The organism is Psychrobacter halotolerans, assembly GCF_039680845.1.
Classification (GTDB): Bacteria; Pseudomonadota; Gammaproteobacteria; order Pseudomonadales; family Moraxellaceae; genus Psychrobacter.
Map to the genome: position 1 here is coordinate 61,270 of NZ_JBDKWD010000005.1, position 19,959 is coordinate 81,228.

Here is a 19,959-nt window from a genome sequence, read left to right on the forward strand (position 1 = left end):
CAAACACAAATTCCAATTATAAAAAAAAGCGACCTAAGTCGCTTTTTTTTATATTACTTTTATATCAAGAACTTACAGCTTACAGCTTACTGCATTTGCTCTTTGATCAAGTCACCAATAGTTTTTGGCTGTGCATCAGAACCTGGCGCTGCAGTAGTAGTCGTGCTGCCAAGATCTTTAATCGCTTGACGCTCTTCAGCTTCGTCTTTCGCTTTGATAGACAAGTTGATGTTGCGTGTTTTACGATCAACACTGATGATTTTCGCTTCAACGTCATCACCAACGCTCAAGTGCTTAGTAGCATCTTCAACACGATCACGCTGAATTTCAGAGGCACGTAAGTAAGCTTCAACTTCGTCAGCAAGTTCGATAGTGGCGCCTTTAGCGTCAACTTCTTTCACTTTACCATTAACGATAGCACCGCGGTCGTTACCAACTAGGTACTCGTTGAATGGATCAGAGCTTAACTGCTTAACGCCTAGGCTGATACGGTTCGCTTCTGCATCTACAGACAATACCATTGCTTCTACGGTGTCGCCTTTGTTGTAGTTACGGATAGCGTCTTCGCCAGTTTCGTTCCAAGAGATATCAGACAGATGAACCAGACCATCAATACCACCGTCTAGACCGATAAAGATACCGAAGTCAGTAATTGATTTGATCGTACCAGTGATTTTATCACCGCGCTCATGCTTCTTATCAAACTCATCCCATGGATTGGCTAGCGTCTGTTTGATACCTAGGCTGATACGGCGACGCTCTTCGTCGATATCAAGAATCATTACTTCAATTTCATCGCCCACTTGTACCACTTTTGATGGGTGGATGTTTTTGTTGGTATGATCCATTTCTGATACGTGTACTAGACCTTCGATACCTTCAGAAATCTCAGCAAAACAACCATAATCAGTTAGGTTGGTTACACGTGCTTTTACAACACTACCAACTGGGTATGTACCGCCAACGTTATCCCAAGGATCAGTACCAAGTTGTTTTAGACCTAGGCTTACGCGATTGCGCTCACGGTCAAACTTCAATACTTTAACTTTTAGGTCTTGGCCGACTTCAACAACTTCAGATGGGTGCTTGATACGGCGCCATGCCATATCAGTGATGTGCAATAGACCATCAATACCACCAAGATCAACGAATGCACCGTAATCAGTTAGGTTCTTAACGATACCTTCGATCTCGATACCTTCTTCAAGCTTGTTCAATAGCTCTTCACGCTCAGCTGAGTTTTCAGCTTCCATAACTGCGCGACGGCTAACCACAACGTTGTTACGTTTTTGGTCAAGCTTGATAACTTTGAATTCTAGCTCTTTGCCTTCAAGATGCGTTGTGTCACGAATCGGACGTACATCTACCAATGAGCCTGGTAAGAACGCGCGTACTGAACCCACGTCTACAGTAAAACCGCCTTTTACTTTGCTAGAAATGATACCTTTTACGATTTCATCGTTGTCATAGATTTTTTCAAGGACATTCCACGTCTCGACGCGCTTGGCTTTTTCACGTGACAGTAAGGTTTGACCCATACCGTTATCTACCGCTTCAACCACGACATCAACACTGTCGCCAACTTCAACTTCAAGTTCGCCTTCTTCGCTTAAAAACTCTTCACGAGCGACGATACCTTCAGATTTAAGACCAGTATCTACCGTGATCCAATCGCTATCGATGGCCACAACAGTACCTGTGATAACCGAGCCACGCTCGATATCCAGACCCTGTTCTTCAATGCTCGCTTCAAATAGTTCAGCAAATGATTCCATTATGTCTACCTTTGTATAGCCGTATCCTGTCCAGCACAGTACGGATCAAATTTATGACTGCATAAAACGAGAATACTGGTTTTATATCTTATGCAATCATGTAATAAAAACGTTTGTTGCTAATAAGCAAATTATTGATAACGCTCACTAGCAACAAAGGTCTGATATTAAATTCTTTCTTAATTAAAACTTAATTCAATTCTGCGGCAAATCTTTATAAAATTCTTAAAACTTTAACCCTATAATTTTATACTAAAAACAAAGGGTATAGCAAAATTTTTGGTACTTACTATGTTGTTTTTATTAACGATTAAAACAAATCCCTTTTTCTTGGCAATGTCTTTTAACTTGTTCGTAAACAGTATCAGCATCTAAAGTCGAGCTATCAAGCAATAAGGCATCTTCTGCCGGCTTTGAAGGCGCCGTCGTACGGTTTTCATCACGATCATCACGCGCTTTAATGGTCGTCAAAATGGCATCAAAATCGGCTTGCTGACCCGCTTGTAGTAACTGCGCCACACGGCGATCAGCTCGGGCTTTGGCACTCGCTGTCAGATACACTTTGACATCCGCATCTGGGAACACAACGGTACCCATATCACGACCATCTGCCACTAACCCCGAACGAGTTGCCATGTCTTTTTGCAACTTAAGCAATGCTTGTCGAACGGTTGGAAAGACTGCTATCTGTGAGGCATAGCCACCAATGGTTTCATTGCGAACTTGCTCGCCAACCGCTTCACCATTCACCAAAATATCAACACGTCCTGACTCATTATTCGGTACAAAAGCGATGTCCAATCCTTGTGTCAGCTCTAACACAGCCGTCTCATCAATTACTTTGCTTGAATCTGCTGAAAGTAAACCTGCTTCAAACGCTTTTAGCCCTACGATACGATATAAGGCACCGGAATCAAGCAGCTGATAATTCAACGCTTGAGCTAAGCGCCACGTGACTGTTCCCTTGCCTGCACCACTTGGCCCATCGATACAAATGACCGGAAAGCGCGGCGATTGAGCCTGACTATCGTTATTAAGGATACCGTCATTATTAAGGGTAGAGTGATTAGGGGTAGAGACGGTCATAGTACTCACTTAATAATGAACAATTCTTATAAGGCTTCTATCATAAAAACATCACAACATTTACTTATTTATCAAACATTTGACTGTGATATAACTGTTTCGCGGTCAAATAGGGCAATATTATATCAAAAAAACCCTACTATCACTAGCAGCAACACTAATATCTTGTTAATTGATTGTATTCACTCTATTTTTTGCCGCTTTTCGGCGAGCGTGAAAGAACGCTTTAAGCATTTGACTACTGTGTATTTGGCAAAGACCACTATTGACCTGAATACGATGATTGTAAAAAGATTGCACTGGAAGATTCATTTGACTACCCGCCATACCCGCTCTTGGCTCACTTGCGGCGTATATCACCCTATCAACGCGTGCATGGATTAGCGCACCGATACACATGGTACAGGGCTCTAGCGTGACATATAACGTTGTTTGCAGGGGCAAGCGATAATTTTTTAAACGCGTGCAAGCATCTCTTAGCGCAACAATTTCAGCGTGAGCCGTGGCATCGTGACGCCCAATCGGCTCATTAAACCCTTGGCCAATAATCTGCTGGTCATGGACTAATACCGCCCCGACTGGCACCTCTCCACAAGACGCGCCTTGTCTGGCAAGCCGTAATGCTTCTTGCATCCATCCAACATCTTGTAGCGACCAAAACGTACAATTTTCAAGCGTTATACTTGTTAACTGACTGACCGCTAAACGATACGGCTCTAAATTAAGTTTGAAAGTATTTGTCATTTATTGAGGCAGCTGCCAATCAATCGGCGTTTGGCCATGTTGCTTTAAGTAGTCATTGGTTTTTGAAAACGGTTTAGAGCCAAAAAATCCCCCACGATTGGCCGCAAGAGGTGAAGGATGGACGGCTGTTAAGATAAGGTGTTTATCCGTATTGATGTACTTACCCTTTTTTTGTGCCTTACTGCCCCACAATATAAATACCGTGTGCTCTGTTTGCTCGTTAACAACATCGATTACTGCATCGGTAAACTGCTCCCAGCCTTGGTTTTGATGACTGTTTGGCTCGCCCTCTTTGACAGTCAACGAGCTGTTCAAAAGCAGCACACCTTGCTCCGCCCAATAGGTCAAATCACCATGCTTCGAGGGATGAACACCAATATCATCGGCCATCTCTTTTAATAAGTTATTTAAGGAAGGCGGTTTGGGAATGGCTTTGGGTACAGAAAACGACAGCCCCATGGCCTGTCCCGGACCATGATAAGGATCTTGGCCTAAGATAACCACTTTTACCTTTGATAGCGGCGTTAAATTAAAAGCATTGAACATGAGCGGTGCAGGCGGATAAACATTACCACCTGACTGATAAGACTCTTTTAAAAAATCTCGGAGACTGTCCATATTATCTGAGGTCAACTCTTCAGCCAGTGCTTTTTTCCAATCCTCAGGTAAACGTACATTGTCTAAAATGGCTTGTTTTTGTTCTGGGGTTTTTGTCGTTTGCTCATCAAACAGTTCCATACGATGTCCTTTTTATTTTTTATAAGATAATTCATTATATTCTATATAAAACCGTTTTGTGTAAATGCACACAATATACTAAAACGGCTTTGTTTAAATTATAGCAATAAAAAAACGGCTACCGCAGTAACCGTTTTTATAGTATAGCAACCGTTCTTATAATATTGGTAATAAAGATTTAGCTGGCTAAAGACTCAGAATCTGGATGCGGTGCATGAGTCTCGACGACCGTTAACACAATGCGACTGTCCGCTGACCCTTTATCAGACTTTTTGCCACTATTTTTGTTCAGCGTCACAGAAGCATCATCTTGCGAGTCGTCTGCTTCAGGTTCTAAGGTGAGGTGGACAACCCCGCCGTTGACCAAGTCACCAAACAAAATCATACTGGCCAATGGCTTTTTGATCTCATCTTGAATCAAGCGCTGCATTGGACGGGCACCCATTAAACGATCATAGCCTTTTTCTGCCAAATAATCGCGTACGTCATCATCAATCTCTAGCGTTACTTGCTTGTCATCGAGCTGTACTTGTAGCTCAACCAAGAACTTATCAACGACTGACACCACGACTGACGTGTCTAACGGATTAAACTGAATGATCGCATCTAACCGGTTGCGGAACTCAGGCGTAAACACACGCTTGAGCGCTTCAGTATTGTCACGGCTATGATCTTGTTGTGTAAAGCCCATCGAGGAGCGGCTAATACTGTCCGCACCAACGTTTGTGGTCATAATCACAATGACTTGCTTGAAGATGGCAACGCGACCATTGTTATCGGTCAATGTACCATGATCCATCACTTGAAGTAGCAAGTTGAACACATCAGGATGGGCTTTTTCGATCTCATCAAGCAGTAATACGCAATGCGGATGCTGATTGATTTTTTCGGTCAGCAAACCACCTTGGTCATAACCGACATAACCTGGCGGTGCACCAATTAAACGTGATGCTGTGTGCGCCTCCATGTATTCTGACATATCAAAGCGTACTAGCTCGACGCCCAATAGATTCGCCAATTGACGTGACACTTCAGTTTTACCAACGCCTGTCGGTCCTGCAAACATAAACGAACCGATGGGTTTATCGGCAGCTTTCAGACCCGCACGTGATAGCTTAATCGCATCGGCCAACGTTTCGATGGCTTCATCTTGACCGAACACGAGATGCTTAAGATCACGATCTAGGTGCTCAAGAATACTCTTGTCGTCACTTGATACAGATTTGGGCGGAATACGCGCAAGTTTTGCAATAATGGCTTCGATATCGGCCACATCGATTTTCATCGGTGGTTTCTTCTTGCCTTTAGATGGTTTGGCGTCATCAGAGGATTGAGCACGGTCATTGGCTTTTGCCGTATCCGCTTCATCCTGCATCTCATTATCAGTAGCATCCTGTTCAATGTCACCATCCGAGCTGTCATTGGCCTCAATCTGAGCATCAAAGTCTTGCTCGATATCAGCGATAAAGCTCTCTTCGGCCTCGATGTCAGCGGCATCAGGAATCACACCCAAACGCTTATAGGCACCGGCTTCGTCAATCACGTCAATTGCCTTATCGGGCAAAAAGCGCTCATGAATGTGCTTGGCAGATAACTGTACCGCAGAAACCAGCGCTTCGTCGGTATACTCGACATTGTGGAACTCTTCATAACGCGGTTTAAGACCGCGTAAGATATCGATACTGTCATCGACACTGGGTTCTTTTACATCGATCTTTTGGAAACGACGTGACAATGCATGATCTTTTTCAAACACCTGACGGTATTCGGTAAAGGTCGTTGAACCAATGCAGCGTAGCTCACCGTTGGCAAGCGCTGGTTTAATCAGGTTCGATACATCCATATTACTGCTCATTGACGATCCTGCGCCAATAATCATATGGATCTCATCAATAAACAAGATAGCATTTGGCTTGTTTTTGAGCGCATCAAGCAATGACTTCATGCGTTTTTCAAAATCACCGCGGTATTTGGTACCTGCGATTAAAGACCCAATATCGAGACTATAAATAACACAACCATTAAGCGGTTTTGGTGCTTTGTCATTGATAATTAACCACGCTAGACCTTCAGCGATAGAGGTTTTACCAACGCCCGGCTCACCAACCAGCAAAGGGTTGTTTTTACGGCGGCGACACAATACTTGCGCTGCACGCTCAATCTCAGAAGAGCGCCCAATCAATGGATCCGTTTTTCCCTCAGCGGCACGCTGATTCAGGTTTGTGGCGTATTCTACCAACGGATCTTTGCTGGTTTTTTCTGACGCACTACGACGCTCACCTGTCATAGAAGCACGTGGTTCAGACGGCTCTTCTTTGTCTTGACCATGTGATAAGTACTGGGTCAACTCAAGACGGCTGATGCCTTGTTTTTTGAGTAAATAGACCGCGTACGTATCATGTTCTGAGAACATAGACACTAAGATATCTGAGCCTTCAACAAGACGGCCACCACCAATAGATTGCACGTGAAAAATTGCACGTTGCAAAATACGATCAAAGCTTTGCGTCGGTTGCGGCGATTGCTCCGTGTCTGCGTCAACGGTTGGCGTGTGCTTATTAATATAAGCTTCAAGCTCGGTACGCAGCGTGGAAACGTTGGCATTACACGCCGTCAATGTATTGGCAGCGTGGGTATTTTCTAGTAACGCCAAAAGCAGATGTTCAACAGTGAGATATTCATGCGATTTTTGGCGCGCAAGTGTCATTGCTAAACGCAAGGAAACTTCAAGATGACGACTTAACATAGCGACTTCCTACGGTTATACCTATCTTTATAATTGATAGCTTTATGAATGAGTTAGTAAGTAAATCAGGGCAGTAGATGGATTGTTCAAGGGCAATATTTATATTATTAAAAGGTATTGCTGAATAAAATAGAGCTGACTTCATCGTAATAGCTGAACTGGTCGCTGGTCACAGATGAAGCATTTAGCGGTACATATTCACTTATCTTTATCTCAACACGATACTCAATCAGAGTCAATCTATTAACACAGACTAAAGTGTATCGAAGTACGTTTAAGCGCATTTAGAGACAAACAACTTATTGATAAAGACAAAGTCGTATGACCATGATAGCTGAGTAGATGACAGCAATATCAAAATAAACAATGTCAAAATAAGCAATATTGAAATAGTAATAAGAGTACAGAAGATTTGAGTGGTTTTGTTTGGATAATAAGAGGATTAAAGGGCAAACAAAAACAGTAAAAAAACAAGCATAAAAGAATGATTGTTCAGCGGTGTGACTTAGTATATAAGGTTATATGATAGAAAAATCAAGAGCATAAAAACAATATAGCAATTTATTGAGAGTTTATTTTACAGGTAGCTCTACAGTCATTTACGGAGCAAAATGCTTATCAGACTTGTGATAAGCATTGATAGCGCTTGCTGATGGTTTGACTTTTTAAAATACAGTGTTTGTAAAATTATAGTATTTATGAGGACATGATAAAAGGCAATAAACGAATAGGCAGATGCCCTATCAGTGACAATATAAAGTCAGCGATAAGATAAAAAGTTGAACAACCTATTCGCCTTGGTGGGGCTCAATCTGGGTCAATAACGGATAACCTTCGCGATGTGCAAGACTGTTTACTTTTTTGGCTTTGGTCTCAGCGATGTCTTTTGGATAAATCCCAGCAATACCTTTACTGGTGTTGTGAATCGTCAGCATAATCTCAACCGCTGAATCCATACTATGACGAAATTCAGACTGTAAAACATAAACGACAAACTCCATCGGCGTATAATTGTCGTTATACATCACCACTGCGTACATAGGCGGCTTGGCCACTTCTGGCTCTGCTACCAATACATCCGCTTGCGGCGATGTTTCATTGTCTGTATCGCCTTCCTGCGCACGAGGCGCTGGCATATTTGGAAAATGCCAATCCGCAACGGTTGGCGTCGATTTTAGTATCATTTGTTTTGTCATAATAATATAAATACAAGGTAAGTTTGAAGTAAGAGAAGAGTAAAGCAGGAAGTCAGGTATGTCATGCGTCCATTACAAAACTGCTAAGACATTAGTCACGTAGATGTTGTCTATATATGGCTGGTAAGCCGTTTTTTAGGTTCGATCTTGTTGGAAATGGACGATCAGACTGATTAAGATAACTTCCTAACAGTAGTGAATTTAACAGCCATGAGCTCGATTTCGGTTGTTCGATTGATAGTATTGTTCAACTGATAGCATCGTTCGTTTGTTCATGCATTCGGTTGTTCATACTACTATTGGTTAATCCCAATCAATCAATACTTACGATCCATACGTAATCAAGGTTCAATCGGGCTTTCATCCACTTCTGGTAAATCTAACAGTGACAACGGCATGCTATCGACGCTGGCACCAAGTGACCAATCATATAATTGTTCTACCGTCTGACCACCAGCTTGCAAATTCAATTTGACCTGTAACGGCTTAAAGCCTGCAGGCATTGTAAAACGGCCGCGAATACGATTGATGCCTTCGATAGTATAGCTGGCAGGGTCTAAAGGCACTTCAACCAATGAATTGTCATTAAGCAAGGTCAATGTTGGTGTCAAGCGTTTGGCTTTGCCATCACTACTTAGCATGCCAATATCAAAACCATACTCAAACGCGTTCTCAGGCAATGGTTTAATTTTCGCACCAAGTACTTGTAAAGGCATACCACCGTTATCGCTGACAATTTCAGCATACGCTTCATTCAGTTGAGCCAATTGGCTATTTTCAACCAATAACTCTTTTTGGTTTTCACGTAACTCTTTTATATTAGCCAAGCTTATCGCCAGCTCTTGCTTAGACGTAGCAGCTTGAGTCATGGCTATCTTGTTGCTAAGGCGTAACTTATCAAGCTCTTTGGAAGCTTCCGTACTATTGATTAACGCCTGCTGGGTTTCATTTTGCATCGAGTGAAAGCCCTGCTGATACCCGATTTTATGGCCAAATATCAGTCCAACAGTCGCAGTCACCAACACCACGACAATAAATAGCGCCAACACCAATGTAGAGGCACCTCGCTGCGTGCTACCAGCCATGCCTCTAAAACCATCACTACTTTTAAGAGAGGACGGTCTACGCTTTATATCATAAAGAGCAGTATGTTGACACGATAAACGTGCTGATGGTGAGCGAAAGCGTTGTACAAGCTTGACACGCATTTAGACAATATCTCTTAACAGTAAAGGCAAATCATTATAACGGAATTTATAATCAATACCTAGCACCATAGATATGAATAACTTACGAGTCAGATTCCCTTTATTAAGGCACAATAGGCGCAAAATTTAGTCCCATCGACTCATCCAATCCAAACATGACATTCATGTTCTGTACGGCTTGTCCGGCGGCGCCCTTGACTAAATTGTCTTGCACGACGATGACCGTGAGCTCAGCGCGCTCGTTGTCTTGATGCACTGCAATGCGCAACCGATTGCTGGCACGAACACTACGCGTATCCGGATAGATACCTGTTGGCATTACATCAATAAATGCCTCTGAGGCATAGGCTTCTTCAAATGCTTGCTGCCAATCGATAGCGGCGCCTGCCTCAGTCAACTCCATATGAATAGAGCTGAGCATCCCGCGTATCATTGGTACAAGGTGCGGTAAAAAACGAATGCGATGTGTAAACTGACTGTCTAATAGCTGTGCAACGCCTTGCTCAATTTCTGGCAAATGACGATGTCCTTCAACGCTATAAGCCTTGAAGTTGTCCGTGGTTTCAGCATAATTAAGAGCAAGCTTTGCTTGACGACCCGCTCCTGAGACGCCAGATTTTGCATCGATAACGATACGAGCATCAATCAATCTCTCGCTCTGCTTATTTTGGGTATCAATGATTGGTTTTAAACCCAAAATAGCGGTGGTCGGATAACAACCGGGGTTACCAACAACCAGCGCACTTGCAAGTTTGTCACGATTGACTTCCGGTAGTCCATAAACCGCTGTTTTCAAAAGTTCGGGACAAGCATGCGATTGTTGATACCAATGCTCAAAGTCTGCCAGTGACTGCAAGCGAAAATCAGCCGCCAAGTCGATTACCTTTACGCCTGCTTCTGTCAGTGCTTCGGCTTGCTGCATGGCAACACCGTGCGGCGTGGCAAAAAATACCACATCGCATTTCTGTAATGTCGCAAGCGTATTGTCACCCAAATCGCTGAAAACAATGTCTGAGATACCGCGTAAGCTTGGAAATATCTCATCAGCTCTGGTGCCAGCTTCGCTACGTGAGGTGAGTAAATCAATAGACACCTCAGGGTGGGCAGACAATAAGCGGATCAGCTCGATACCTGTATAACCTGTACCACCAACAATCGCTGCTGAAATCATAAGACATCCTTTTTTCTTTTGCGCGTAAATACGAAATGAATACAATATTTGCGTTTAAAAACCCGAGTTTTTGGCCGCTATATTGATGACCTCAAACTTTGGCGTTGTTAAAACGACTTATTTAAATCTGATAATCATGTACCGCATCAATAAATACTTTGACATGGTCTGGATTAACCCATTGAGTAATACCATGACCTAAGTTTGCGATATAGCCTGTTTTCTCACCGCTTGCATAAGCACTATCAAGCATCGCTTTTACTTCAGTGCGTATGGTTTCAGGGGAGCCGTACAAGGTGGCTGGATCTAAATTCCCTTGAATGGCCTTGCTGCTTTGTAGTTTTTTACGTTGTTTGGTCAATTGGCGCTGACTGTCATTTAATACTTGTCTAGCCCGATCAATTGGCATTGTCCAATCAAGACCTAGGGCGTCCGCTTCGCTATCTGCTTGAACGTCAAGCCATAGACCACCGCCTTTAGTAAACAACACCACGGGTACTTGCGGATGACGCAACTTTAGCTCAGCGACAATACGCTTATTGTAAGTATGTGAGAAGTCAATAAATTGACGATGACCAAGCGCTCCGCCCCAACTATCAAAGATCTGTAATACTTGAGCACCAGCGACGACTTGCGCGTCTAAGTAATCAATCACAGCTGTGGCCAATTTATCCAACAGCTGATGTAAAAAATCAGGATTGCTGTACAAAAAACCTTTGGTATAACGATAATCCTTTGAGCTACCGCCTTCGATCATATAGGTAGCCAGTGTCCACGGACTTCCCGAAAAGCCAAATAAAGGCACTTGTCCATTCAGGGCTTTGCGGATGCTGGTCACGGCACGCATCACGTAATCGAGCGAATCATTAGCATCTAATACTGGTAATCTATCAAGATCCGCTTGCTGACGAATCGGATGTTTAAATTTAGGGCCTTCACCCGTTTCAAAGTACAACCCCAATCCCATGGCATCAGGAATGGTCAAAATATCACTGAATAAGATAGCTGCATCCAAGTCATAGCGGCGTAACGGCTGCAAAGTGACTTCAGTTGCGCGAGCCGTATCCTTACATAGGCTCATAAAGTCGCCCGCTTCGGCACGAGTCGCCTTGTACTCTGGCAAATAACGACCAGCTTGGCGCATCATCCAGACAGGCGTGGTATCTATAGGTTCAAAACGCAATGCGCGTAGCAATCGGTCGTTTTTTAATGGCGCAAATCCTTGCGGGGTCGAGCCAATATTGTCTGATGTACTCATGTACAAATCTCCAAAACAGCACCCTATTCATACTTAACACTGAATACGATACTGGGTAAAATAAGTTAAATATAAGAGGGCTCAGCGTTTATCATGTATAAGCGTGTCACTTATGAATGAAAACAACTAAGTGAAGAATGCTTGATACTTTATGTGCCGCTTCATTTTCAAATATGGTTTACGCTCACGCTTAAAATATGGTTTACGCTCACGCTTAAATAACAACTCTAGCGATAATATCAGTAATGATAAAGAGCGTTTAATTCTCAAACGCATAAAAATTGCGACTCACACAATCTATAGTCAGCTTAAAATAAAATCGCTAGGTCAATAGCTCGATGCGACTGATATAAGCTTTCCTTGCCTGCGGTTAAACAGAGGCGACGAAAAACTTGTCTCAGTCACACACGGTGTCGATTTTAAGATAAACCCACCGCAAACGTTATACCGTTAACGCCAAATTATCACGGTGTACCATAACCACTCGCTCTTCGTTACTACCGAAAATCTTATCGAAATGCTCGGTACGCTCACGAGCCACACGGCGCGCGTCATGGGATGAGAAGTTCACTTGTCCAACGGCAATACGCTCGCCTGTGTCTTGATGAGTAATCTCGACCACATCACCCTCATCAAATCCACCACGAACCTCTACCACACCAACTGGCAATAGACTTCTATTGTGCTCAGTCAATGCTTTTGCAGCACCGGCATCGACAACTAGGCTGCCTGACATACGCAAGTGCGCAGCAAGCCACTGTTTACGAGCGATGATTTTGTCTTCATCATTGGTCGTAAGCAACGTACCAACGGCCTCCCCTGATACCACGCGAGTGATCACATTATCAATGGCTCCGCTCACAATAACGGTTGGGCAACCACCCATTGCAGCCAGACGACCTGCGCGGATTTTGGTCAACATGCCACCGCGTCCAAGCTTCCCGCCATCACCCGCTATGTCAAATAGATAATCGGCCATTGCTCGCTCTTGACGAATCATTTTGGCATCAGGATTATCGCGAGGATTATCAGTGAACACCCCTTCTTGATCGGTTAAGATAATGTACAAATCAGCGTTGACCATCGCAGCGGCCATCGCGCCCAATGTGTCGTTGTCACCGAATTTGATCTCATCAATAGTGATGGTATCGTTTTCATTAATCACGGGTAAAACGCGCCAATCTAGAAGCTGCGTTAATGCACCAGTGGTATTCAGATAGCGACGACGATTGGACAAGTCATCATGAGTTAACAGTAACTGAGCGCTTTGCACACCGTGCTGTATCAATGCTGACCACCAGGTTTCAATCAAACCCATCTGACCAATGGACGCACAAGCCTGCAACGCAACCAGTTTTTTAGGGCGCTCTTCTAAGTTCATGCGCACGACCCCTTCAGCCACTGCGCCTGAAGAAACCAGCAAAATCTCTATGCCTTGGTTGTGCAATTTTGCAATCTGTTTTGCCCATTCATATATGGCAGTTCGATCTAGGCCTCGACCATTATTGGTCAACAATGATGAGCCAATCTTGACAATAACGCGTTGAATATTAAAGTTGCGGGGTTGTTTGATAAACCTTGCTTCTTCGGTCGTGTTTTGTATGTCAACTGCCATATAAACTCCTGTTTTTTATATGAATGAATTATGGGACTTATTTAAAACATTTAAGTGTACTTCTCTAAATACATTGACTTAAGGCACATATACTACCTCAACGCCATCGTCGTCGTCATCATCAAAATCAGATGGATCTAAGCCTTCACGTGCCGCTTTGCGAGCGGCGCGGTAAGCTTCACGCTGTGCTTCAGTATTCAGACGCACTTCAGCTTCCAAGCGCTCAAAACGCTCTTTTTGCGCTTCAGCAAAGATAGGGTCTTCTATTTCACGCTCACGCTCAAGTTCGATATCATTCATCAAATGATATTTAACGGCATCAACGCCTTCCCCTGTCAGGGTTGCTGTACGAAATACCATCCCTGTCCAGCCAAGCTCTGCCACGATATGTGTGCAAAGTGCATTCAAATCTTCATCATTGACTTGGTCAATTTTGTTTAATACCAAAATCTGCGGCAAGTTAGCCAATTCAGGCGAAAAACGCTCAAGCTCATTTAAGATGACGCGAGCGTTTTCGACCGGGTCGCTACCATCAACAGGCTTGACATCAACTAAATGTAACAGGCGACGCGTACGCGCAACATGCTTTAAGAAGCGAATACCGAGTCCTGCGCCTTCTGATGCGCCTTCGATCAAACCAGGAATGTCGGCCATTACAAACGAGCGATGACGCCCAATATCCACCACACCTAGATTAGGAACCAGCGTGGTAAATGGGTAATCAGCAACTTTGGGTCTAGCAGCAGAGACTTGGCGGATAAAAGTAGATTTACCAGCATTAGGCAAACCAATCAAGCCAACATCAGCCACAACTTTTAGCTCAAACTTAAGAACTTTTAGCTCACCTTCAAAACCTGACGTGGCTTTACGCGGTGCTTGGTTGGTCGAGCTTTTAAAATGGGTATTGCCCAAACCACCATCACCACCTTTGGCAATCAGTAGTGTCTGACCAATTTCAATCAAATCACCTAGCACTTCGTCGGTTTCGGTATCAACGACCGTCGTACCCACTGGTACAGGTAAATAAAGATCATCTGACCCTTTACCTGAACAGTTTCTGCTGTGACCATTCTCAGCTCGCATGGCGTCATGACGACGGGTATAACGATAGTCAACTAGAGTATTGGTGTTGTCCTCTGCAATGACATAGACGTCACCGCCCTTACCACCATCACCACCATCAGGCCCACCGCGCGGGACATATTTTTCTCGGCGAAAACTGGCGATTCCGTTACCACCGTCACCTGCTTTTACCGTTACGACGGCTTCATCAATAAATCGCATCTTACGTTCCTTAATTCACAATCCAGTTTATACACTGGTTACAACCAACGGCTGTATTTTAGGGTTTTACTATAGAGTTTTAAAGCAGTCATGTGGTTTGAGTATCAACAACCACATGCTTGATGTTTGTACTTAATATCTGTACTTACCATTCATTATGACAACAACACCCGATAATCAATCGGACTATCGGGTGCTTGGGTACCACATTTCATACCTTGCCAAACGCTCTGACCATCATGCAATTCAGAAATCGTTTTGGCTTTATGCTTATTACCGCATTTTATTACGTTTCAAGGTCAACATACAGACTTTTTATGCGGGAACTTGAGTATAGCTGATGCCTGCCATTTGTGTGGCCAAACGTAATACTTGCGTGCTGTAGCCTACTTCATTGTCATACCAAATATAAACAATCGCATGATTGTCCGTCAAAATGGTCGCCTGTGCATCTACAATACCCACGTGAGTATCACCAACAAAATCAGTCGATACCGCTTCTGTAGAATCGGTATAAGCAATCTGTGTTTGCCACGTGCTACTATTAGAGATGTTGTACATAAATTCATTCAACGCATCCACACTCTCTGGTGCCGTTTTCAGATTTAGGTTCAAAATCGCTAAGCTGACATTTGGCGTTGGTACACGAATGGCATTACCCGTTAATTTACCACTCAAAGCAGGTAACGCTTTACCGACTGCTTTTGCAGCCCCAGTGCTGGTCATAACCATATTAAGTACCGCGCTACGGCCACGGCGATCGGCTTTGTGATAGTTATCGATTAGGTTTTGGTCATTGGTAAATGAGTGAATGGTTTCAACATGACCATTTTCAATACCATACTCATCATGCAACACTTTTAAAGCTGGCGTAATCGCATTGGTAGTACAGCTCGCGGCACTAACAATTGTATCTTCAGCCACTGTGTCATTATTTACACCGTAAACAACGTTCTTAATCTCACCACCTGCCGGCGCCGTTAGCAACACTTTTTTCACGCCAGTCGATTGTAGATGTTTACCAAGACCCGCTTCGTCTTTCCAAATACCGGTGTTATCGATAACAAGCGCACCATCGATACCATAAACGGTGTAATCGATATCGCTCGGATCATTGGCATAGATAACTTGCACAAAACGGCCATTGATGATCAAACCATTGTTCTCTTCATCAACCACGACGCCGCCTGCAAAACCACCATGAACTGAGTCACGCTCTAACAATGAGGCACGTTTTGCCAAATCACCTGCAGCGGTAGGACGTACCACAATAGCTTTTAACTGCAAGCCTTTGGCACTAGATGCTTGTGATAGGAGTAAACGCGTTAGGATACGACCAATACGACCAAAGCCATATAGCACAACGTCAGTTGCAGCATTGGCGGTGTTCTGATCGGTATTGATTGCTTGCAGCGCTGCTTGTAAATCGCTGTCATTGGCTATCAGTTGTCCGACATCAACTTGGGCTGATTGAAGACTGGTGTTCGTTGCCAGTGCTTTGACCATCGCCAAAGTATCAGCGATATCGATCGCTGTTGCCGCTTTATTGCGTAGTGCTGTTTTTTGATGCAAGGCTAGTATTTGGCCAACTGAAGCCGTGTTTAAGGTGTCACCGAACAGCGTCACTTGAACATCTTGCTTATTATAGAGCGTGTTCAATAGCCCCATAAGTTCAATCGCGTGTTGCTCTTGGTTGTTATAGTTATTCAAATGGTTTTGATGCAATTGGCGTAAGGTATCAGCGTTGCTCACGAGAAACATCCTTATGGTCAGTAATGTATAATCAGTAGAGTATAAAGAAATATAAATCAGAGGGTTTATGAGTAGTCTAAATCATTACTCGAGGGTGGCGACTAAACACAGTAAGTGTCAGTGATTGGCTTCAGAGTATTTAGATCGGTTAGATTTTAGACTAAAATGCCTAATTTTGCCAGCGATAACCGTTTTACTCAGGTTTATAACGTATTTTTCAAACCTATGCTGGTTATCAAAAAAATAAAGAGCCGTAATGCGGGAACATTCCTATTTGCTCTTTATTATTCCAAATACCATGTATCTCAAACACTATTGAACTCTTAAATGCAGCTTAGCCTTTCACATCCAATATCATACTGCCTAATTTCTGTGAAATCGGGCCGATGAGTGACTAAGGAACCAATTTAACTGTTTGATTGCTCTGCGCGGTTAATTTGAACTCTTTTAGATCATATCCCTGCTGCTGAGCGATTTGACGATATTTTGCATAGGTTTCTTGACTGATATTAGGCGAACGAGCAAGCAGCCATAAATAGTCTTTATCAGGCGTTCCTACCAGTGCCGTTTTATAATCTGGATCACGTGCTAATACCCAATAATCGGCTCGACCAACGGGTAACCAGCGAATCCATGAAGGCAAAAAAGTAACTTTTAATTTACTGCCTGTGGCATCAACTGGCTTTGCCAATCCTTCCGCAGTAATACTAGCGCCGTCTTTATCTACGCATTTATTGGTAACGACGATACCTGAACCATCTGTCTTTTCGGTATAATTGGCGGTAACATCACCCGCGCATTTACGCTGAAAATACATAGGTAAGCGCCCGATTTCATACCAAGTTCCGGCATACTTCTTTAAATCTACGTTATCAACAGTAGTTGGTGTGCTAGCAGATTTATGAATAATGGCATCCGGTTTAACTGATGCTGTCTCTGTAGTGGTGTTAGTCATTGTGGTATTTGTCGTCATGTCTGCATTGGTAGTAGAGGTCATCGGCGGTGTTGCTGCATAAGCAGAAAACGCGGCTAAAGGTATGATAATAGCCAAGGCAATTCCCGTATGCTTTATCAGCCCGTTCATAAATATACGCTCTGGTATTTCTTTATAAGAGGGATTGGTAGTCTTAGAAAAAGAAGTCACGCTTCCTTCTGAATCTTCTGTTAGAAGACTGTCTCTATCTTCAAAAAATTCCGACAGGAACGGCTCTTTTTGGTTAAGCGCTTGTTGGCTTTGACTTGGCTGGCTTTGACTTAATTTGCTTTGACCTGATTTAACTTGGTCAAGTTGCTGCGGCTTTTTGTAGCCATTAGCCGTATCAAAACTGTCACTATTAATGCTGGTTTCACTATTTCTGTCATTGCTCTCAACCGTCAGAGACTCTGGTGTCTGCGTCAGGTTTTTGTCAGCACTTTTATAACCAAAATAACTGTCTTGCAAAGGTGCCGTTTCAGCCAAATAAGAGGCATAATCATCGTTGGCACTGCCCGGGTTATAACTAGAATCATTGCTCGCATCGCTGGTCTGTCGCTTATCATTATCATTTAGATAAGCGCTGCTTGACTGGCTAGCCTGTTGAGACTGAGAACCAGCTTCCTGAGAATCAGACCATGCTGATTTAGGTAACTTATTGGTTTTCATAGAAATACCATATTAATAGTGACTGTTAAAATACTTTGTATATCATCGATTAGATCTAATGTTCTATGCATCAGGCTCTTGCAGCAAATACTCTGGTAAGAGGTAGGGCTCTAAAAATTAAATATAATAAATATGTATTGAGACGTTTAAATTGTTTATTCGCTTATCAGAAATAAGTCAAACATGCTCTAAATTAGGTATTTTATATTAAGAGTAAATCACTTATTAAAACAGTGTCTCAATGTAGGGAAACGCAACGGTTTGTAAGTAAGTAACCGTTTGTTTATCGGAATAAACACACGGTTACCAGCGAGATAAATATATTAAAAATCAGGCATTTATTCTGATAAACAATCCTAAATGTATAAACAAACTAACCTGATATCTGTGTCTATTTAATCAGCTTATGATACAAGAGATGTAAGCAAGCTATTATTTTTTTAATAAAATTCTCTTTGAAGGGCACTAACATTTACAGACTATGTATCTTAAAAATTCCATCACAATAGATCATAATTTCCTTTAAATGTGCGAGCGCTCTACTCGCTGCTTTTTTTATTTGTGCCGTCAAAAAATTGCCGAATACCAGCCACACTGACGCCGCCATACATTAACGCTTGTTCAATCATCAGCGGTGACAATCCACCCAAACCAATGATAGGCATATCAGCCAATTGCGCGAGTGCTGACCACGATTCCCAGCCTAATGGTTGCGCATCAGGGTGTGTCTGAGTCGCCAACACAGGCGATAAAAAAGCGCCGATAACTGGAGAAAATTGCTGCTGTAAGCGCGTGCTGGCAAGCTTGTTAGCGGCAATAATACTCGCTTCATCATGACAACTCACTATGAGGGGACAGTTACTGGATAAGGGTTCGCCATAAGATGCGTCGTCATCGATAGGAACCGCTTGAAAATTATCAAACCATTGCATCAATGCTGTATGGGTGAGGTGATTGGCCACTACTTGATTTTGAGCAATCAAATGATCAGTTGACGAAACCTTATTATCAGAAACCGTAGCATGCAAAACCTTAGTATCTAAAAACCGCCTGTCATCGTCATAAGGTAAAATTGCTAAGAGGTCTGGGCGCAGACGTAGCAACTGTGAGGCTGGGGCTGGGTCTGTTGCTGCCACTTCCTTTGTTCGCACATAGACCCAAGCCCCTGCTACTATATGCTCTTGATGATACTGTAACCATGCAGCTGCTGGATTGGCACAATCACTAAAGTGTGTCAGTGGATAGGTAATCGATATATGAGTAGGGACGCTGAGCCATTTAAGAATGGTTTGATTCGCAGCTGGTAGAGGGTACTTTCCTGCTAATAAATCAGATTTACTGACCCATGTCAGTGCCTGACCTTCTAGTCCACGTTCACAACCTCTGTGCTGTTCAAACTGCGCTGCTGTCAGCTCCACCTTATAAACCTGTAAGCTGACCTGCTTATCTCTATAATCGTGATGCAGACGACCAAGTTTAACCACCGTATTGTCAGACATACCAATACCCGTCTCTTCAGCAACTTCACGAAGGACCGCCTGCTCTGCGCTTTCATCGGTATCTATCTTGCCCCCTACAAACTCATAAAGATTGCCTTGATGCTGGGCGGCGCTTCTAAATCCAAGTAAATACTGCTCCTTATAATGAATCACTGCTACTGCAACATTTACCGTGTTTGTGTGAGAAGACTTGATTGGCTGGTTTGGTTTATTTTGCATAAGAACTCGTTATCACTAGGTTTGTT

14 protein-coding genes are annotated in these 19,959 nt (G+C 43.2%); all 14 read right to left on the reverse strand.

Annotation, left to right across the window (positions count from 1 at the left end):
• Nucleotides 1–86: 86 nt before the first annotated feature.
• The 14 genes from rpsA to AAJP47_RS10380 all read right to left on the reverse strand — a co-directional run bounded on the left by rpsA (nt 87) and on the right by AAJP47_RS10380 (nt 19,933).
• Nucleotides 87–1,775 (reverse strand): 30S ribosomal protein S1, encoded by a 1,689-nt coding sequence (gene rpsA / locus AAJP47_RS10315; RefSeq protein WP_346717840.1) that lies wholly within the window; start codon nt 1,773–1,775, stop codon nt 87–89.
• 303 nt (nt 1,776–2,078) lie between these two features.
• Nucleotides 2,079–2,861 (reverse strand): (d)CMP kinase, encoded by a 783-nt coding sequence (cmk, locus tag AAJP47_RS10320; RefSeq protein ID WP_346717841.1) that lies wholly within the window; start codon nt 2,859–2,861, stop codon nt 2,079–2,081.
• 168 nt (nt 2,862–3,029) lie between these two features.
• Complete coding sequence (gene tadA, locus AAJP47_RS10325) at nt 3,030–3,605, reverse strand: tRNA adenosine(34) deaminase TadA (RefSeq protein WP_346717842.1); 576 nt, start codon at nt 3,603–3,605, stop codon at nt 3,030–3,032.
• Nucleotides 3,606–4,343, reverse strand: a complete 738-nt coding sequence (locus AAJP47_RS10330) for a uracil-DNA glycosylase (RefSeq protein ID WP_346717843.1) — start codon at nt 4,341–4,343, stop codon at nt 3,606–3,608.
• Nucleotides 4,344–4,521: 178 nt separating this feature from the next.
• A complete protein-coding gene (clpA, locus tag AAJP47_RS10335) occupies nt 4,522–7,089 on the reverse strand; it encodes an ATP-dependent Clp protease ATP-binding subunit ClpA (protein WP_346717844.1) in 2,568 nt (855 codons plus the stop codon).
• 788 nt (nt 7,090–7,877) lie between these two features.
• On the reverse strand, nt 7,878–8,273 hold the full coding sequence (locus tag AAJP47_RS10340) for an ATP-dependent Clp protease adaptor ClpS (RefSeq protein WP_346717845.1): 396 nt from the start codon (nt 8,271–8,273) through the stop codon (nt 7,878–7,880).
• Between the two features lie 353 nt (nt 8,274–8,626).
• The gene (locus AAJP47_RS10345) at nt 8,627–9,493 is read right to left on the reverse strand and encodes a hypothetical protein (RefSeq protein WP_346717846.1); all 867 of its coding nucleotides are present in this window, start codon (nt 9,491–9,493) and stop codon (nt 8,627–8,629) included.
• A 103-nt stretch (nt 9,494–9,596) separates the two neighbouring features.
• Nucleotides 9,597–10,664 (reverse strand): N-acetyl-gamma-glutamyl-phosphate reductase, encoded by a 1,068-nt coding sequence (gene argC / locus AAJP47_RS10350; RefSeq protein WP_346717847.1) that lies wholly within the window; start codon nt 10,662–10,664, stop codon nt 9,597–9,599.
• 121 nt (nt 10,665–10,785) lie between these two features.
• Entirely contained in the window at nt 10,786–11,922 is a 1,137-nt protein-coding gene (gene hemE / locus AAJP47_RS10355) for a uroporphyrinogen decarboxylase (protein ID WP_346717848.1), read from the reverse strand.
• A gap of 442 nt (nt 11,923–12,364) precedes the next feature.
• Nucleotides 12,365–13,537: a glutamate 5-kinase gene (gene proB / locus AAJP47_RS10360; RefSeq protein WP_346717849.1), complete on the reverse strand. Its 1,173-nt coding sequence runs from the start codon at nt 13,535–13,537 to the stop codon at nt 12,365–12,367.
• Between the two features lie 78 nt (nt 13,538–13,615).
• Nucleotides 13,616–14,821: an Obg family GTPase CgtA gene (gene cgtA, locus AAJP47_RS10365; RefSeq protein WP_346717850.1), complete on the reverse strand. Its 1,206-nt coding sequence runs from the start codon at nt 14,819–14,821 to the stop codon at nt 13,616–13,618.
• Between the two features lie 315 nt (nt 14,822–15,136).
• Nucleotides 15,137–16,582: a glyceraldehyde-3-phosphate dehydrogenase gene (locus AAJP47_RS10370; protein WP_346717851.1), complete on the reverse strand. Its 1,446-nt coding sequence runs from the start codon at nt 16,580–16,582 to the stop codon at nt 15,137–15,139.
• A gap of 385 nt (nt 16,583–16,967) precedes the next feature.
• Nucleotides 16,968–18,215: a lipocalin family protein gene (locus tag AAJP47_RS10375; protein WP_346717852.1), complete on the reverse strand. Its 1,248-nt coding sequence runs from the start codon at nt 18,213–18,215 to the stop codon at nt 16,968–16,970.
• A gap of 539 nt (nt 18,216–18,754) precedes the next feature.
• Nucleotides 18,755–19,933: an NUDIX domain-containing protein gene (locus tag AAJP47_RS10380; RefSeq protein ID WP_346717853.1), complete on the reverse strand. Its 1,179-nt coding sequence runs from the start codon at nt 19,931–19,933 to the stop codon at nt 18,755–18,757.
• Nucleotides 19,934–19,959: the final 26 nt, after the last annotated feature.

Coding starts and splice junctions, on each gene's coding strand:
- AAJP47_RS10370 (WP_346717851.1), bottom strand. CDS start 16,582: ATGTTTCTCGTGAGCAACGCTGATACCTTACGCCAATTGCATCAAAAC.
- AAJP47_RS10375 (WP_346717852.1), bottom strand. CDS start 18,215: ATGAAAACCAATAAGTTACCTAAATCAGCATGGTCTGATTCTCAGGAA.
- proB (WP_346717849.1), bottom strand. CDS start 13,537: ATGGCAGTTGACATACAAAACACGACCGAAGAAGCAAGGTTTATCAAA.
- AAJP47_RS10330 (WP_346717843.1), bottom strand. CDS start 4,343: ATGGAACTGTTTGATGAGCAAACGACAAAAACCCCAGAACAAAAACAA.
- tadA (WP_346717842.1), bottom strand. CDS start 3,605: ATGACAAATACTTTCAAACTTAATTTAGAGCCGTATCGTTTAGCGGTC.
- cmk (WP_346717841.1), bottom strand. CDS start 2,861: ATGACCGTCTCTACCCCTAATCACTCTACCCTTAATAATGACGGTATC.
- clpA (WP_346717844.1), bottom strand. CDS start 7,089: ATGTTAAGTCGTCATCTTGAAGTTTCCTTGCGTTTAGCAATGACACTT.
- rpsA (WP_346717840.1), bottom strand. CDS start 1,775: ATGGAATCATTTGCTGAACTATTTGAAGCGAGCATTGAAGAACAGGGT.
- hemE (WP_346717848.1), bottom strand. CDS start 11,922: ATGAGTACATCAGACAATATTGGCTCGACCCCGCAAGGATTTGCGCCA.
- AAJP47_RS10345 (WP_346717846.1), bottom strand. CDS start 9,493: ATGCGTGTCAAGCTTGTACAACGCTTTCGCTCACCATCAGCACGTTTA.
- AAJP47_RS10340 (WP_346717845.1), bottom strand. CDS start 8,273: ATGATACTAAAATCGACGCCAACCGTTGCGGATTGGCATTTTCCAAAT.
- AAJP47_RS10380 (WP_346717853.1), bottom strand. CDS start 19,933: ATGCAAAATAAACCAAACCAGCCAATCAAGTCTTCTCACACAAACACG.
- cgtA (WP_346717850.1), bottom strand. CDS start 14,821: ATGCGATTTATTGATGAAGCCGTCGTAACGGTAAAAGCAGGTGACGGT.
- argC (WP_346717847.1), bottom strand. CDS start 10,664: ATGATTTCAGCAGCGATTGTTGGTGGTACAGGTTATACAGGTATCGAG.